15 protein-coding genes and 1 pseudogene are annotated in these 16,526 nt (G+C 39.6%); all 16 read right to left on the reverse strand.

What is annotated here, in order from left to right:
* Positions 1-9: 9 nt before the first annotated feature.
* The 16 genes and pseudogenes from pstA to pcrA all read right to left on the reverse strand — a co-directional run bounded on the left by pstA (position 10) and on the right by pcrA (position 16,479).
* Positions 10-894, reverse strand: a complete 885-nt coding sequence (gene pstA / locus ANG_RS06615; RefSeq protein WP_003033308.1) for a phosphate ABC transporter permease PstA — start codon at positions 892-894, stop codon at positions 10-12.
* The gene (pstC, locus tag ANG_RS06620; RefSeq protein WP_003024154.1) at positions 884-1,795 is read right to left on the reverse strand and encodes a phosphate ABC transporter permease subunit PstC; all 912 of its coding nucleotides are present in this window, start codon (positions 1,793-1,795) and stop codon (positions 884-886) included. The genes pstA and pstC overlap by 11 nt, the downstream gene beginning before the upstream one ends.
* A 21-nt stretch (positions 1,796-1,816) precedes the next feature.
* A complete protein-coding gene (locus ANG_RS06625) occupies positions 1,817-2,683 on the reverse strand; it encodes a phosphate ABC transporter substrate-binding protein PstS family protein (RefSeq protein ID WP_003033255.1) in 867 nt (288 codons plus the stop codon).
* 108 nt (positions 2,684-2,791) lie between these two features.
* The gene (locus tag ANG_RS06630) at positions 2,792-4,093 is read right to left on the reverse strand and encodes an RsmF rRNA methyltransferase first C-terminal domain-containing protein (protein WP_003033261.1); all 1,302 of its coding nucleotides are present in this window, start codon (positions 4,091-4,093) and stop codon (positions 2,792-2,794) included.
* Complete coding sequence (locus tag ANG_RS06635; protein ID WP_025271841.1) at positions 4,094-4,867, reverse strand: inositol monophosphatase family protein; 774 nt, start codon at positions 4,865-4,867, stop codon at positions 4,094-4,096.
* A complete protein-coding gene (locus ANG_RS06640) occupies positions 4,851-5,135 on the reverse strand; it encodes a UPF0223 family protein (RefSeq protein ID WP_020999571.1) in 285 nt (94 codons plus the stop codon). Before ANG_RS06640 ends, ANG_RS06635 begins: the two co-directional genes overlap by 17 nt.
* Before the next feature lies 1 nt (position 5,136).
* The gene (locus ANG_RS06645; RefSeq protein ID WP_003033247.1) at positions 5,137-5,538 is read right to left on the reverse strand and encodes a Spx/MgsR family RNA polymerase-binding regulatory protein; all 402 of its coding nucleotides are present in this window, start codon (positions 5,536-5,538) and stop codon (positions 5,137-5,139) included.
* Between the two features lie 121 nt (positions 5,539-5,659).
* The gene (locus ANG_RS06650) at positions 5,660-6,592 is read right to left on the reverse strand and encodes a bifunctional riboflavin kinase/FAD synthetase (protein ID WP_025271842.1); all 933 of its coding nucleotides are present in this window, start codon (positions 6,590-6,592) and stop codon (positions 5,660-5,662) included.
* A gap of 25 nt (positions 6,593-6,617) precedes the next feature.
* Positions 6,618-7,496, reverse strand: a complete 879-nt coding sequence (gene truB / locus ANG_RS06655) for a tRNA pseudouridine(55) synthase TruB (protein ID WP_003033231.1) — start codon at positions 7,494-7,496, stop codon at positions 6,618-6,620.
* Positions 7,497-7,539: 43 nt separating this feature from the next.
* Positions 7,540-7,687: pseudogene (locus tag ANG_RS11570) on the reverse strand (GNAT family N-acetyltransferase); the annotation flags it as partial.
* Between the two features lie 9 nt (positions 7,688-7,696).
* Positions 7,697-8,971 carry a DUF2130 domain-containing protein gene (locus ANG_RS06660; protein WP_003033332.1) on the reverse strand — a complete coding sequence of 425 codons (1,275 nt, stop codon included), beginning with the start codon at positions 8,969-8,971 and terminating at the stop codon, positions 7,697-7,699.
* Between the two features lie 125 nt (positions 8,972-9,096).
* Entirely contained in the window at positions 9,097-10,836 is a 1,740-nt protein-coding gene (locus ANG_RS06665) for an ABC transporter ATP-binding protein (RefSeq protein ID WP_003033278.1), read from the reverse strand.
* A complete protein-coding gene (locus ANG_RS06670; protein ID WP_003033302.1) occupies positions 10,829-12,598 on the reverse strand; it encodes an ABC transporter ATP-binding protein in 1,770 nt (589 codons plus the stop codon). The genes ANG_RS06665 and ANG_RS06670 overlap by 8 nt, the downstream gene beginning before the upstream one ends.
* A 256-nt stretch (positions 12,599-12,854) precedes the next feature.
* Positions 12,855-13,754, reverse strand: a complete 900-nt coding sequence (locus tag ANG_RS06675; RefSeq protein WP_003033237.1) for a helix-turn-helix transcriptional regulator — start codon at positions 13,752-13,754, stop codon at positions 12,855-12,857.
* Between the two features lie 24 nt (positions 13,755-13,778).
* On the reverse strand, positions 13,779-14,177 hold the full coding sequence (locus ANG_RS06680) for an NUDIX hydrolase (protein ID WP_003033242.1): 399 nt from the start codon (positions 14,175-14,177) through the stop codon (positions 13,779-13,781).
* A 19-nt stretch (positions 14,178-14,196) separates the two neighbouring features.
* Positions 14,197-16,479, reverse strand: a complete 2,283-nt coding sequence (pcrA, locus tag ANG_RS06685; protein ID WP_003033267.1) for a DNA helicase PcrA — start codon at positions 16,477-16,479, stop codon at positions 14,197-14,199.
* Positions 16,480-16,526: the final 47 nt, after the last annotated feature.

The following is a 16,526-nucleotide window of genomic DNA, read 5'->3' on the forward strand; positions in this document are numbered from 1 at the left end:
CTTCTCCTTTTAGGCAGATGTTAATTTCTTATGCAGATAACCTCCGAGCTTACGAGCTCCAAGGTTAAAGATCAAAATAAAGATAAGAAGTACTGCTGCTGACCCAGCTGACACTTCTACTGCATCAGGAATCGTTCCTTCACTATTGACTTTCCAAATATGAACAGCCAAAGTTTCAGCTTGACGGAAAACAGAAATTGGGCTAGTTACACTGAAAATATTCCAATTTGACCAGTCAAGTGCTGGGGCAGACTGACCTGCTGTATAGATAAGCGCAGCAGCTTCCCCAAAAATACGCCCAGAAGCTAATACAATCCCTGTCACAATACTTGGTAACGCTTCTGGAACGACGACATGGACGATCGTTTCCCAGCGGGAGATGCCAAGTGCAAGCCCAGCCTCACGCTGTGTATGATGTACATGCTGTAAGCTGTCCTCCACACTACGTGTCATCTGTGGCAGATTAAATACAGTCAAAGCCAAAGCACCAGAAATGATTGAGAAACCATATTGAAATTGAATAACAAAAATCAAATATCCAAAGAGACCGACAACAACGGACGGCAGGGATGATAAAATTTCAATACAGGTTCTGACAAAATCTGTTACCGGACCTTTTTTTGCATACTCAGATAAGTAAATCCCTGCTCCCATTGACAGAGGAATGGAAATAATCAAGGTGATAACTAACAGAAACAATGAATTATAGAGCTGAATTCCAATTCCGCCGCCCGCTTGGTATGAAGACGATTGTCCCGCCAAGAATTTCCACGAAACATGAGGTAAGCCCCTTACTAAAATGTACAAAATCAAAGAAGCAAGAATAGCAACAATGATTCCTGCAATGGTATAGAGGACGCCTGTTGCCAATTTATCCATCTTTTTAGCGTGCATAGTTCTTCTTACCTCTTTCCTTTGTAATCAATTTAATCACAGTATTGAAGGCTAAACTCATCAAAAGCAGAACCAGAGCAAGCGACCACAAGACATTGTTATTAACGGTTCCCATAACGGTATTGCCAATTCCCATTGTTAAAATAGAGGTCAAGGTTGCAGCAGGTGTTGTCAGAGAAGTTGGGATAACCGCTGAATTTCCGACAACCATTTGAATCGCCAAAGCTTCACCAAAGGCACGAGCCATTCCAAAGACAATAGCCGTAAAAATACCTGAGCGAGCTGCTTTTAGCGTCACACGCCAAATCGTTTGCCAACGAGTCGCTCCCATTGCCATACTAGCTTCTCGATAATGCCGCGGTACAGCACGCAGGCTATCTGTTGTCATAAAGGTCACCGTTGGTAAAATCATGACAAAAAGAACAAAAATTCCTGATAAGATTCCAAAACCTGTTCCACCAAAGATACTGCGAACAAAGGGAACAACTACCTGTAATCCAATAAATCCATACACAACCGATGGAATTCCGACTAGAAGTTCAATAGCTGGTTGTAGAATTTTTGAGCCTTTAGGGGAAACCTCCGTCATAAAAACAGCTGCTCCAATTGCAAATGGTGTTGCTAATAAAGCTGATAGGAGAGTTACGAGGAAAGATCCCAGAATCATTGGTAAAGCACCAAATTCCTTACCGGATGGATTCCACCTTGTTCCAAAAAGAAAACTGAAGATGTTTACTTTATTAACAAAGAAAGTCGAAAGTCCTTTCTCCGCTACAAATAATAAAATCATTGCAACGACAAAAACAATTAAACTCATGCAAAGAAAAGTAATGGTTTTTCCAAATGTTTCTAAACGAGAGTTTTTTGACTTTGTCAGCATTTTTTTTGCTACTTCGTTCATGTTATTCCCAAATTCTTTCTTTTACTTTGAGCTGATAGTTCCGTCAAGACTACGAGTAACTTTCATGTCGTTGATAGGAATGTAACCCATTTTACCAACAATATTATTTTGGACTTCTGCTGTCATCATATACTCTAGAAATTTTTTAGCTAATTTGTTAGGTTCTCCCTTAGTATACATGTGCTCATAAGACCAAATAGGCCAGTTGTTCGTTGTCACATTCTTCTTCGTTGGCTTGTAGCCATTCAAGTTTAAACTTTTCACACTCGTGTCCACATAAGAAAAAGCTAAGTAAGAAATGGCACCTGGAGTCTGTGAAACAATTGTTTTGACCATTCCGTTAGAATCCTGCTCCTGCGCCTGCTTGGCTTCTTTGCCCTTCATAATAACACTATCAAAAACTGCTCGACTACCAGAACCAACGGCACGGTTGATGATGGTAATTTCCAAATCTTGACCACCAACTTGCTTCCAATTGGTGTATTCTCCGGTAAAAATTTTACGTAGCTGCTCTGTGGTTAAGTTGTTTATCTTAATGCTTTTATTTGCTATGATAGCAGTACCTGCAACAGCGACCTGATGATCAACTAAAGCCTTCGCATTGATACCACTTTTTTCTTCTGCAAATAAATCGCTATTTCCAATATCTACTGCACCGGATTGGACTTGTGATAATCCAGTTCCCGATCCTCCACCTTGCACATTTACAATTTTTTTCGGATTTTCCTCGGTGTATTTATCTACAACTGCTTCAACCAACGGTTGTAGAGCTGTTGAGCCAACTGCTGTTATCGCCTCACCGCGGTTAATCCAGGAAGAACAGGCTGAAAGACCAATGCTGCAAATCACGAGAGTGACTGCCCAAAGTATTTTTTTGTGTTTAATCACATGAAACTCCTTTTCAGATGTGAAAGCATTTTCATTCTAAGATTTCCCTAATCTTTTCACATCTAATCTCACTATAGCATATCTTTAGACATTTGGAAAGATTTTTTATTAAAATCTCAGGCCTTTTGGAAAATAATTTTTCAGAATATTTCCAGTCACTTTTGCAAACCCTAAACCATTACCTTGGACAACAACTTGATACCAACCATTTGCAGTGTTCTGATGGAGATTGACTGTCTCCCCGGCAACGTACTTTTTAAACTGCTCTTCATCAATTTCAATTATGTGCTTTACTTCACTTGGTTTTAAAGTCAGTCCCAAAGCAAAACTCGGTTCAAATCGTTTTTTCTTAAAAACACCTAGGTGCAAACCATTTCTGGCAATTTTAAGTTTCGATAGATCTGGAAGACCTAGTGGCAATAGATATAAATGTTCACCAAAAGTCTGTAACTCTCCAGTTAGCTCTATGGCAAGATGTTCTCTTTGAAACTCTTTCCACAACATCTTCTGCTCCGATGTCAAACAGCTTTTTCTTGTCTTTGTCTTTTTAGCTGACTGCTCACCACAAAAACGAAATTTTGCAACAAATTGCCCTTCCCCTTTGAAATGGTGAGGATACATGCGTGCTGTTTCCGAAAACTGAATACCAGCCACCATGCCATTGATTTTTGGAATTTCAACTAATTCAAGTGGATAATTTTCTAACAGCCAGTCAACTATTTTTTCATTTTCTTCTGGTGCCCAAGTACAAGTGGAGTAAATCAACTCACCATTCGTCGCCAACATTTTTATCGTATCTTCCAATATCTCACGTTGAAGCTGTGCACATTGAGCAGGATAAGATTCACTCCAATACTCCATTGCCTCTGGCTGCTTTCTAAACATTCCTTCACCAGAGCAAGGTGCATCTAAGACAATCAAATCAAAATAACCTTGAAAAACTTGGCTTAACCTATCAGCAGATTCATTTATCACCACAACATTTCTCGCTCCAAATCGCTCAATATTTTCTACTAACACTTTAGATCGTTTTGGATTGATTTCATTGGAAACAAGAAGGCCTGTGTTGTTCAAGTATGACAATAGATGAGTGGATTTTCCACCCGGCGCTGCTGCCAAATCAAGTACTTTCATATTCTGTTGTGGCGCTGCAGCTTGGGCAACCATTTGTGCAGCAGGTTCTTGTGAATAGACTAATCCTGTGACATGCTCTATTGATTTTCCAGAAACTTTTCCATAATAACCCCAGTTCGTATTTGGAATAGGATTTGGAAAAGTTTTTTGCTGCTCTTTTAATGGATTGACCCGAAAAGCGGAAACTGGCTCCTCATCGAAAGTTAGAAAAAAAGAGGGAGCCTCCTCTCCCAAAAGATTGTTGTACGTTTCTTCAAATCCTTTTGGAAAATTCATCTAATCCTCTCGCTTTCGATATATGTATTTTTTAATTTCGTTCAATTTCATAGTTGGAATCATCATAATACCTTGATGGCTTTCATAATCAGGCTCCTCACCCTCAAATGTCAATGTCGTATAGCCTAGCTTATCTCCCATAATGGAAGCTGCAGCATAATCCCAAGGCCAAATATAGGAAATATAGGTCAACAGTTGTCCTGATAAAACCTTGCTAAAACTAATCGCAGCACTTCCGTACACTCTAACGCCCAAGGTTTCTTTTGCCAAATCCGCAATTCCCCAATCATTGCGCTCAAAAATACCAGCATTTGATGCCATTAAAAACTGGTTTAAAGGGCGATCTTGGTAGGGAAGCAATTTCTGCTCATTGCAATAGACATCAAATTGACCACCGCCGTGATACAATTTATCTCCTATCACATCATAAATGACACCAAATTGACCAATGCCATTTTCAAAATAAGCCAGAACAACAGCAAAATCTGCTTTTTGTGCTACAAAGTTATTCGTGCCGTCAATAGGATCAATGACCCAAACATTTCCATCTGAAATAGAATGCCGCAAGTCATTTTCCTCAGCTAAAATGTGATCCGCAGGATAAGCTTCTAAAATCCAAGTTACTAGATTATTCTGAACTTCTTTGTCCATCTGGGTTACCAAATCAGTCGGACTGGACTTGGTCTCGATTTGCAACTGATCATTCAAATGCTCTTTGATATAAGAAGCCGCATTCAGTACGATTTGCTTGGCAAAATTAAATTTCTTTTCCAAGAGAAAACGTTCCTTTCTCCTTTAGTTTTGCAGCTTGAACAGCTCGATAGAGAGAATAGCCACTCACTACTTCAAACTCACGTCCGATACGCTTTTCTTCAGCCTTGCTTGGAACAATTTTTTTGAATTGTTGATAAGATGTTAATATCTTTTCTGCTGCTATTTTCGCTTCATAAGCCTGCTCAACATCATTCAAAAAAGAAAGCACTGAAGCAAGCTCTTCAGTGCTCCACGACATGTCTAGTGGGTAACGATAATTTTTATTCATATTATTCAATCTCAGCTCTCAAAGTTGCATCGCGCAATTCTTGTTTACGATAACCACGAGGCAAAAACGCACGGATTTCGTCTTCGTTAAATCCAATTTGCATTCGCTTGTCTTCCAGAATAATCGGGCGACGTAAAAGACCTGGATTTTCCTCAATTAGACGAAGCAATTCGGAAATTGATAAACTTTCAATATCTAAATTTAATTTTTGAAAAATTTTTGAACGAGTTGAAATAATGTCATCTGTCCCATTCTCCGTCAGAGAAAGGATATGTTGCAATTCTGGTGCAGACAGTGGACTAGTCATAATATTGTGCTCCTCAAAAGGAACTTCATGATTGGATAGCCATGCACGCGCCTTGCGACAACTTGTACAACTCGGTGATAAAAATAGTGTAACCATGCATTTCTCTTCTTATTATTTGTAACTGTTATCATTATACTAAATTTTATGTAAGATTACTAGGTATTTTTACAAATTTTCTCCTATTTTTTTAGGAAAAATAAGAAGCTTAATACATGATTTAGTGGTTTGCGTTTTTAGGTGTCCAATATCTTGCGATTTCCTCATCAGCCTGCAGTTGTTTGACTAGTTCGTCCACATTGTCGAATTTTACCATATCTCGGATTTTATCCAACCAAAAAATACGAATAGTATCACCGTAAATATCTTGTGAAAAATCAAAAATATTAGCTTCAAAACGAAGTTCATCACCTTCAAAAGTGACATTTTTTCCAACGCTAGCCATTCCGCGATATATCTGCCCATCGTGCTCTACATCAACCACATAGACCCCATCTGCTGGTAAAATAACCCGATCTAGCGGAGCAAGATTTGCCGTTGGATAGCCAATCGTCCGCCCTCTTGCATTGCCATGAACGACAATTCCTCTAGTGGATAACGAATAGCCTAACAATTGATTGCTTTCGGCGACATTTCCTGCTAGTACTGTTTCTCGAATGCGAGTTGAACTAACTTTTTCTCCATTGAAATTTACAGAAGGAACTACGATAACTTGTCCGTCAAATAGTTTCTCCAAATCTTCTGCATTGCCTCGATCTGAACCAAAGTGGTAGTCAAATCCCGCAATGACAACTTTTGCTTTCAAACGCGAGACGTATTTTGTAAAAAATTGTTCAGCCGTATTACGAGCAAACTGGCTGGTGAAATCAATCAAATAAAGGTAGTCTACACCAAGATTTTCCATTTGCTGCAAGCGATCTTCTGGACTAGTCAAATGAAACATTAAAGAAGGCTGGTAGCGTACAAAGGCTAATTTGGGAGATTCTGGAAATGTCAGCACTGCAATCTTCAAATGCTTTTCTGCTGCCATTTTTCTCGCTTCAGCAAACAAAGCTTGATGTCCTTTATGTAACCCGTCAAAATACCCTAACACTAGAACTGTGTGTTCAATTTGCTGAATGTCTTTTTCATTTTTAATTCTAATCGTTTTCATCATTTATCTATTTTATCACAAAATTTTAAAGAAATACTTTTCTAGGTTTATATTCTTTGTCACGCTTTTCTAAAATGGCTTGTAATTTCCCTTGATAAAAGCCAGCCACCTGTTCTGCCTTGGTATCTATATGAATAAAGCGTCCAAATCGCACTTCTTCAACCTGCTCTTCCGTAAGGTTTACCTTAGGTAAATCTCCTATGCCAAATTCAATGGGCTGCAAAAATGAAAAGTCTCCTTTATTCACCTTCTCATCAATTTCTGCTAAAGTCAAAGCTTCTTCCAAAGCCATGCCAGCCGCAGCAGTTCGAGTCAGTTGAGACATGTGGGAAGCATATCCTAATTTCGCTCCTAAATCAACTGCCAACGTTCGCACATAAGTCCCCTTGCTGCATTTAACCCGAAAAGGAAAACGTGCCAAGTCGCCTTCATAGACAATAGCCCCTGTCCGCTCAAAGTTATAAATTGTCACCTGACGCTTCGGTCGCTCTACTGTCTCTCCAGATCGAGCATACTCATAGAGTTTTCGCCCATTGACCTTGACAGCCGAGTACATAGGCGGCACTTGAGTCTGCTCTCCAACCATACTAGCAATGACTTGATCCACTAAGTTTTCATCCAATATTTCCGTCACAGGGCTGAAAGCAATCTGCTCCCCACTAGCATCCTCTGTCGTTGTTGAGCAGCCCAGGGTAATCTCCCCCTCGTAGACCTTGCCTTCCTCCTGCATAAACTCAACCAAGCGTGTCGCCTTTCCGACTGCAATGGGCAAGACACCCACCACATCTGGGTCCAAAGTACCACCATGACCGATTTTTTTAGTTCCTAAAATTTTACGCAGTTTAAAAACCGCATCATGCGAGGTCATTCCAGCTTCTTTTTTTAAATTGATAATTCCGTTCATTGATTCCTTATTCTGCTAAAAATTCTATTAGTAGTTGATTAAATTCTTTATTTCTTTCAGCCCCACAAGAGCCGTAATGAAGCTGTATTCAAACATCTAGTCAGACTAGAAACAGTCGTCGGATAGCCTAAATCTTCATAGAGGGGGAGCAAGGCTTCTATGTCTTTCAAGGTCGCTTGTCGTATCTGCATCGTTTTCTCCTAGTCGTTCTTCAACGCCTCAAACTTAGCTTTCATAGTTGGATTTTTGCGGGTCAGTTTCTTGACGGAGACGTCATCAAGCTTGTTGTTGGCGAGGCGCAGTTGATTATCTGATGTCTGAAGTGCCTGTTTAACTGCTTCCATTCGCTTAATGGCCTTGTCAATTTCTTCAATTGCCTTGTTAAAATTCTTAGAAGCTGAATTATAATTCTTCGCAAACGCTACTTTAAAGGTTTCTAAATCATCTTCAAAGTGGGTAATATCAATATTCTGCTCTCGAACCAGAGCCAGCTCCTGCTTATATTTCAGAGAATTGAGCGCAGCATTGCGTAAAAGTCCAATCAACTGAATGAAAAATTGAGGACGAACCACATACATTTTTTCATACTCATGGCTGATATCGACAATGCCAGTGTTGAAATAATCATTATCTGCTTCCAGCATGCTTACCAATACAGCATACTCGCATTTCTTTTCCCTGCGGTCCTTGTCCAATTCTTTGTAAAAATCAGCGTTTTTATGCTTCTTCTCCGTATCGTCTGCTTCATTTTTCATCTCAAACATGATAGAAATGATTTCTACTCCGTTTTCATCTTCCTCACGGAAAATGAAATCTCCTTTAGACCCTCGTGCAGAAACCTGATTATCCTTCTCAAAGTAAGCATTCGGGAATGCAAAACTGCGAACTTTGTTAAATTCGCTTTCAGCGTAATGTTCTAAACTTTCTCCAATCGCTTTAGTAGACTGTTGTGCTTTAAAGTTCTTGTAAAATTCTACTTGTTCATTAGCTGCCTTTAGCTGAGCTTCGTAATTTTGTTTAACAGATGCAAGGGATAATTCATTTTCTTTCTCTTGCAACAAAAGCTGGTTTTGGATTTGGTCGCGTTCTTTTTCAATATTTGTCAGCGAAGCTTGCAGCTCATTTTGGTGTTCCAGTCTAAGACGGTCTAGTTGGGCTTGTAGCTCTACCAATTCTTTTTCTTTATCCGATAGTTTTCCAGACAAAGCCTGCTCTGTATCCTTTTTTATCAGCTCCTTTTGGGATTCAAAATTGGAAATAGTCGCCTTGAGTTCCTGGATTTCAGATTCTTTCTGACTTAAGGCCTGCTGTTGCTCATTCTGTGCCTTTTGTTTTTCTAAAGCTAATGCCTGCTCAATTCGAGTATGAATTTCCTTGTCGAATTCTGTCGTCCGTACCTGAGCCAAGAGCTCGCTGTATTGACTTTCGTTGACTGTAAAGACTTCCCCGCAGTTGGGACATTTGATTTCGTTCATAGTCACCTCTTCATTGATCGTTCTTTATAACATCTTATTATACCATTTCTTATGGTTATTTTAAATCAACAGCTTAAATATAAAAAAGACCGTTGCACATGAACAACAATCCTTTTGCTTGTAAATTAAGCCTGTATTCGCCAGCTGACAGCACTGCGTCTTTCCTGAATAAATCTACTGTACAAGCCTTGTTTGGCAAGCAGCTCTCGGTGTTTTCCTTGCTCAACAATGCGTCCTTGATCAAGAACAACAATTTGATCGGCACGTTCTACCGTTTTTAGTCGATGAGCAATCATAATAATAGTCTTATCCTTTGTCAAAGAATGAATAGCCTGCATGAGTGCTTCTTCATTTTCAGGGTCGACATTAGCTGTTGCTTCGTCCAAAATGATAATTGGAGCGTCCTTGATAATGGCACGAGCAATGGAAATCCGCTGCCGTTCCCCACCGGAGAGACTGGCTCCGCCCTCACCAATCTTGGTCTGATACCCCTCTGGCAAAGACAGGATAAAGTCATGACAAGCAGCTTTTTTTGCAGCAGCGACAACTTCTTCATGACTAGCGTCTGGATTTCCAAATTTAATATTATTTTCAATGGTATCTTCAAACAAATAGACCGTTTGAAAAACAAAACTAAAATTACGAATAAGGCTGTCATAACTGTATTCTTTCACATCATGACCGTCTAAGCTAATACTGCCACTCTCTATATCCCAGAAACGAGCAATGAGATTGCAAAGAGTTGTCTTTCCAGAGCCAGAGGGTCCCACAAGAGCTGTCGTCGTCTTTTCTGGAATATCCAACGATACATCATCAATAATTTTCTTACTCTCATAGGAAAAATTGACATGATTCAGCTTGATATTGCTGGTTTTTGGCTGCAAATCTTTTCCGCTAATATCCATTGGTTTAATCGACAAAACTTTGTTGACCATATCAACTGATAAATCAACAATGCGAAGAAGAGAAGAAAAACTGCCAACTCCATCCAGACTTTCGTAAATCATAAAAGCACTGATGAGCATCATGATACAAATCAAAAGGTTCATACTGCCTTTTAGGTAAAAGTAAATAGAGAACGCTCCCATAACCGTTCCAGTCAGCTTGGTAATTATCCCTTGCAGGGCGATATAAGGCGAGGTAACCCAAGTCAACTTTGTATCTAAGCGCCTTTTATTATCAATAGCACATGATAGCTTTTTAGCTGATGATTGAACAATATTATAGTTCTTTACTTCCGCAATCCCTTGACTGTATTCCAGTACAATTGCTACCAAATCTGTATCAGCTTGTTGTTTAGCTTCTGATACATTCCCAGCTTGCCAACGCATCAATCCATTTGGCAAGAGAAACAGTATCAATCCTGCCAACAAGATCAAACCAATTCGCCAATCGTAGATAAATACAAAAACCGTAATAATTCCTGCCGTTAGGAATCCTTCCAACGTCATCATAACAACCCGAGTAGCAACATCTGCTAGACTTTCAAGTGTATTGGTTGTAACGCTGGTAATTTGTCCCAGACTATTTTGATTAAAATACCCCATTGGCAGGTAGCGCATGTGTTCAGCAATTTCAATCCGCTTATGGGTACAAGTATGATAACCTGCTTCTGTCTGCAACATTGTAACTTTCAGGCTAATCAAAATATTAAGAATAACAGACAAGAGCATCATTCCAAGAGAGAGCCATACAGTCTGCATAGAAACATCATTGTTAATGATAGCCATAACAACCAATCCAATAGCTGGAATCCGAAAAGCAACGATAAAGGCTTTTAAAACCCCTAAACAAACAGAAGTATAGAATTTTTCACGATCTTCTTCCGTACAAAAATCAAAGAATTTTTTCAATGTACTAAGCATCTGCCAATCCTCCTTCCGTCATTTGATCGCTATCTTTTACTGCAAGATGAGCCTGCCACATAGAAGCATAAAGCGGACAAGTCTTCTGCAAATCTGCATGTTTTCCTTTTGCCTCAATACGTCCGTCATTAACTACGACAATCTGATCTGCACTTGCAATCGTTGAAAGACGGTGAGCAATGACCAGAAGCGTACGACCTTCTATCAAACGAGCTAAACTAGACTGAATGAGAGCTTCATTTTCAGGATCGGTATAAGCGGTTGCCTCATCCAAAATAATGACTGGTGCGTTTTTCAGCATAGCTCGTGCAATTGCAATCCGTTGTCGTTCTCCACCAGATAAATGACCGCCGCCAGTTCCAACACGGGTCTCAAAACCATTTTCTAAATTACTAATAAAATCATAGCAGCCGCACTTGCGAGCAATGTCAATCACTTCTTCATCCGAAGCAGCGGAATTACCCATACGAATATTTTCCATAATCGTTTCATCAAAAAGGTAATTATCCTGTGTGACATAGGCAATCTGACGACTGTAATAATCAAGAGGTAGGTTTCGAATGTCCACGCCACCAAAGGTAATATTACCAGAATTGACATCCCAGAAAGAAGCTAGAAGTTTAGCAATCGTAGATTTCCCTGAGCCAGAAGGGCCGACAAGAGCAGTCACTGTATCAGGCTCAATCGTTAAGGAAATACTATGCAATACTTCTTCCTCATCTGAATAACCAAAACTAACATCTATCATTTGAAGTTCTGTTCCCTTTGGAATGTCCGTTAATTCTGTCGGACGAGGTAAATCAGGTTTTTCCAAAATAGCAATCACTTCACCAAAGATTGTCGCAATTTTCCGTAAATCATCCATATAGGAAGCCACTAAAATAAACGGCGTCAAAAGGCTAAGAGACAGAATGATTAGTAAAATAAAGTTACTAGCTGTTAGGCTACCTTGAAGGTAAAAGAGAGTTCCAAAAGGGAGTAAGAAAAGCAAACCGGACGGTAAGAAAGCTGTAACAATGCCCATTTCAACTACGCACTTGCGCATCCATTCAATAAAGCAATCAGCTCCTTCTTTGGCAGCCTTGACAAATTTATCGTAAGAAAATTTCTCTTTTCCAAAAACCTTGATGACTTCAATCCCATTGATGTATTCTACTGCTGTATCGTTGAGTTTCTTCGTTTTCTCAACTGTATTTTCAAAATCACCTTCGCTCTTGCGTAGCATATTCCCATAAGCTAAGATAACAATCGGGATTGTCAGAAGCGAAAGCATGGTTAGGCGCCAATCAATCACCAACATGGCAATTAAGATAATAAAGGGACCAAATAGCCCGGATGTAAACTCAGGAATTAAGTGTGCCAAAGTTACTTCTGTGGCATCCACTCGCTCAACAATGATATTTTTGTAAGTTCCAGAAGATTGACTTAAAACCGTTCCCAGAGGCAATTTGGCCAATTTCTCTGTCAGACGATAGCGCATTTCTGCTAAAATCTTAAAGGTTGCTGTATGAGACAAGAGCGTCGAAATCCCGTGAAATCCCCAATGTGCTATCCATGCCAGTCCTATCCAAATGGACTGAAGGACATAAAAATTCCAATCTCGATTGCCTTGTAAGAGCTGATTGATGATATTTCCTACAAAAAAATAAGGCAAAAATCCGCATAAAACAGATAAAAAGGCAAAAACAAGACTAACAATAAAATAAAATTTGTGAAGAGAGACAAATTCCAGTATCCAAGATACAACCGACTTTTTCTTCATACAAATCCCTTCTTTCTCCTAAAAAACAAATAAAGAACCCTAGTCAAACAATTCATGATATGCTGTCATTTAATTTATACTTATATTATAAATTCTGACAATTCTAATGTCAAACAAAAATAAAAAAGTGAGACAGAAATCAGTAGTTTCGTAGAAACCTGATTTCTATCCCACCTCCACACAGCTCGAAAGGTTTGGGGAACCTTTCGAGGTTGGAAATAAAGTCAAATGAAGCTTGAAAAAGTAGACACTGCTATCAGTTTTTATATTTTTGTGCCATACGTTCAATCATTTCTGTTATTTGCACACGAATCTTTGTTGGCTCCAGCACTTCCACATTGTCTCCAAAAGAGAGAATATAGCAGTACAGACTATAATCATTCGGAATTTCTATCTCTGCATACAAGTTTCCTTGCTCATCTTCTTTGACTGGACAATCCAGTTCATCATATACTCTAAAAGCAACTTTTTTATTAAATTTCAGCTTGACTCGTACGACCTCTTCTAATCGCGCTTCTTTTTCCAAGCTAACATTGTCAAAGTTATCTGCAAAATGTTGTGGTAAAAGCTTTAGCTGGCTTATGCGAGAAAGTTTAAAATAACGAAAATCATTTCGGACTAAGCAAAATGCATGAAGATACCAGGATTGTCCTTTAAAAAGCAGGCGGACTGGTTTTGCTTGACGCTGGGTGAATTCCTCTTTGTTGCTAACATAAGAAAAGGAAATCACTTGCTTACTGATGATTGCATTTTTCAGATTCTGAAATAGCTCTTCATATTTCTTGCTATTGAACCAGCTGGTAAAATCTACTTCTATCCAGTTTGGTTGGTTCAATTTAAATAAAGCCGATAGTTTGGTCAAAAGCTCGTTTTCATGCAGAAGACCCGTAACCCCTAATCCTTGTAAAGCAACCAACAGTTGCTCTTTTTCCGATTGATTAAGCAAAGAACTATTTAGTACAAAATCCTCCGTCAGTCGAATGCCTCCGTCTCTGCCTTGTGTCGTGTAAATTGGAATACCTGCGCTGCTAAGTCGGTCAACATCTCGATAAATCGTTCTAACAGATACTTCAAATTGTTCTGCCAGTTCCCTCGCTGTAACGTTATCCCTTTCTAAAAGAACATACACTATTCTAAATAATCTACTCTCTGTCATAGACCGTGCCTTTCCATGAACACCTTATCTCAATTTCTCTAAAACCTTTTGAAAAGTCTCTTGATTGCTCTGCCAGTACAATATATCAGGCACATTTTTAACTTCTGTCCACATAAAATCAATGTGCTCATCAGAAATATGAATATCTTTTTGCTTTGTTTTCACAAGAAAAAGTGTTTTTAAAATAGTCAAGTCTTCATCAACAACAACTGTGTGATAACCGATTTTCAAGAGCTTTGTTAGCTCGATTTCCAGTCCCGTTTCTTCAAAAATCTCACGAATACAAGCTATTTCAGAACTTTCACCATTTTCAATGCCACCAGTAATCGGTTGCCAGAAAGAAAGTTGTTCAGTTTTAACTTTTAAGAGCAAAATTCCCTTAGCAATCGGGTTATAAATCCAGGCTTCAATGGAATATTTCATCGCAGTAGTCCCTTAGATTTCACTTTTTCTCAATTGGTGCAACACTTGCCAACAGTTTCTTTAATCCAACCTCTGGGAAATTGATTTTCAATTCTTGGCTACTACCGCTGCCTGACACTTCCAATACCGTTCCGTCTCCCCATTTTTTATGGTGAGCAATATCACCGATAGCCCAATCAATAGTCGGCTGATTAGCAGCTACATTTTTACCAAATGGCAACTGGCTTGAGGAAATGCTGCTCGGTGCAGCTTGCCGCTTGCGTTCCTGCAATGCTTGAGCGAGACTCATTCCTTGACCAAACTGAACAGCTTTGCCATTCACATAGGAAGCTTTAAAGGATGTATTAGCAGGTCGAGCCAAGCCTTGATAATCTAGCAAGCTTGAGCTAATTTCATTGAGAAAACGAGTTGGACGATTGTAATTGGTTTTTCCGTATAGCAGGCGCGAGTTTGCATTGGTTAGGAACAAGACTTTTTCAGCACGAGTAATTCCAACATAGGCTAATCGGCGCTCTTCCTCTAGCTCGTCTTCATCTTCAGCCGCACGACTAAGTGGAAAGACATTCTCTTCCATACCAATGATGAAAACCACTGGAAACTCTAATCCCTTGGCAGCATGTAGCGTCATAAGTGTCACTTCCGAGCTTTCCTGATTGCCATCATCTGTATCTGCAATCAAAGCCAAATCATTGAGGAAACGGCTAAGTCTATCTAAACCAGTCTCCTCAGTATCATTTTCTGGATTTTCGTCAAAATTCTTAGTAACAGAAAGGAATTCTTCGATATTTTCAATCCTAGCCTGACTTTCCAACGTAGCTTGAGCTGCTAATTGCTCGGTGTAACCAGTCCTTTCAAGCACCAGCTCTACCAGTTCTGTCACGGTCAATTCGTCCAATCGTTCGCGCAGATTCAAAATGAGATTGGCAAAGTCAAAAACAGCCTGAGCAGCTTTCCCCTTGACAGGTGAGAGCATAATCTGCGAAGAAGCACCTAAAAGAGACATCTCTTGACTAGCTGCAAAATTACGAATTTTCTCTACCGTACCTGGTCCAACACCCCGCTTGGGCTCATTGACAACACGTTCAAAACTGATGTTGTCGCTAGTATTAGCGATGAGATTGAGATAGCTGATGACATCTCGAATTTCCTTGCGGCTATAAAACTTAGTCCCCCCCACCATAGTGTAAGGAATATTAGCTTTGAGGAGAGATTCTTCAATATTCCGAGATTGGGCGTTGGTTCGGTAAAGAACAGCAAAATCCCGATAGACATAGTCAGATGTGCTAGATAATTCATCAATGGTTTTGGCTACAAAGAGAGCTTCATCTTGCTCATCATTAGCCCGATAATAAACAATATCTTCACCGTCAGCATTTTGTGTCCAGAGATTCTTCGGACGGCGGTTGCGGTTGTTTTTGATAACATCATTGGCAGCTTGCAGAATAGTCTTGGTTGAGCGATAATTTTCCTCCAGAAGAACAACTTTAGCTTCAGGATAATCCTTTTCAAAGTCCAAGATATTCTGCATATCAGCACCTCGCCAGCCATAAATAGACTGATCTGCATCACCAACCACACAGATATTTTTAAAGCGTGAAGCCAACAATTTGACCAGTTGGTACTGAGCGTGGTTCGTATCTTGATACTCGTCCACATGGATGTATTGATAGCGCTGCTGGTAATAAGTCAACACATCTGGATTTTTATCAAAAAGGCGCAAGGTCAGCATGATTAAGTCATCAAAGTCCATCGCTTCTGACTGACGGAGTTCTTTTTGGTACATCTCATAGCACTTCGCCACAATCTCTGTGTACATATCTCCTGCTAAAGCTACATAGGCCGCTTCATCAATCAAATCATTTTTCGCATTGGAAATCGTGCCTAAAATAGCTCGTTCATTCCACTTTTTAGGATCTAAATTGAGTGTTTTGAGAATACGCTTCATCAAAGTCCGCTGCTCACTAGGATCGATAATCGTAAAATTTCGGTTATAGCCGATATGGTCAGCTTCCCTACGCAAAATCCGCACGCACATCGAGTGAAAAGTCGCAATCAAGCAATCTTCTGTTGCTGGATTTAAGGAAAATGCCCGCTCCTTCATTTCTCGAGCAGCCTTATTCGTAAAGGTGATCGCCAAGATATTCCAAGGATTGACTAACTTTTCATCAATCAAATAGGCAATACGGTGGGTTAAAACACGTGTTTTTCCAGACCCAGCTCCTGCCATAATCAGCAAAGGACCTTCCGTTGTTTGAACCGCCTCCGCCTGACGGTCATTCATACTAGTTAATAAAGGATTCATCTTTTTTCCTCTTTCAAAGTCAATGACTCTATTATAACAAAAATCAC

Origin of the sequence: Streptococcus anginosus subsp. whileyi MAS624, assembly GCF_000478925.1 — a bacterium.
Lineage (GTDB): Bacteria > Bacillota > Bacilli > Lactobacillales > Streptococcaceae > Streptococcus > Streptococcus whileyi.

What these genes read in the sequence shown, in the direction of transcription:
- pstC (WP_003024154.1), bottom strand. Translation starts at nt 1,795, where the DNA reads ATGAACGAAGTAGCAAAAAAAATGCTGACAAAGTCAAAAAACTCTCGT.
- ANG_RS06675 (WP_003033237.1), bottom strand. Translation starts at nt 13,754, where the DNA reads ATGACAGAGAGTAGATTATTTAGAATAGTGTATGTTCTTTTAGAAAGG.
- truB (WP_003033231.1), bottom strand. Translation starts at nt 7,496, where the DNA reads ATGAACGGAATTATCAATTTAAAAAAAGAAGCTGGAATGACCTCGCAT.
- ANG_RS06650 (WP_025271842.1), bottom strand. Translation starts at nt 6,592, where the DNA reads ATGAAAACGATTAGAATTAAAAATGAAAAAGACATTCAGCAAATTGAA.
- ANG_RS06640 (WP_020999571.1), bottom strand. Translation starts at nt 5,135, where the DNA reads ATGAATAAAAATTATCGTTACCCACTAGACATGTCGTGGAGCACTGAA.
- ANG_RS06670 (WP_003033302.1), bottom strand. Translation starts at nt 12,598, where the DNA reads ATGAAGAAAAAGTCGGTTGTATCTTGGATACTGGAATTTGTCTCTCTT.
- pstA (WP_003033308.1), bottom strand. Translation starts at nt 894, where the DNA reads ATGCACGCTAAAAAGATGGATAAATTGGCAACAGGCGTCCTCTATACC.
- ANG_RS06630 (WP_003033261.1), bottom strand. Translation starts at nt 4,093, where the DNA reads ATGAATTTTCCAAAAGGATTTGAAGAAACGTACAACAATCTTTTGGGA.
- pcrA (WP_003033267.1), bottom strand. Translation starts at nt 16,479, where the DNA reads ATGAATCCTTTATTAACTAGTATGAATGACCGTCAGGCGGAGGCGGTT.
- ANG_RS06660 (WP_003033332.1), bottom strand. Translation starts at nt 8,971, where the DNA reads ATGAACGAAATCAAATGTCCCAACTGCGGGGAAGTCTTTACAGTCAAC.
- ANG_RS06645 (WP_003033247.1), bottom strand. Translation starts at nt 5,538, where the DNA reads ATGGTTACACTATTTTTATCACCGAGTTGTACAAGTTGTCGCAAGGCG.
- ANG_RS06665 (WP_003033278.1), bottom strand. Translation starts at nt 10,836, where the DNA reads ATGCTTAGTACATTGAAAAAATTCTTTGATTTTTGTACGGAAGAAGAT.
- ANG_RS06680 (WP_003033242.1), bottom strand. Translation starts at nt 14,177, where the DNA reads ATGAAATATTCCATTGAAGCCTGGATTTATAACCCGATTGCTAAGGGA.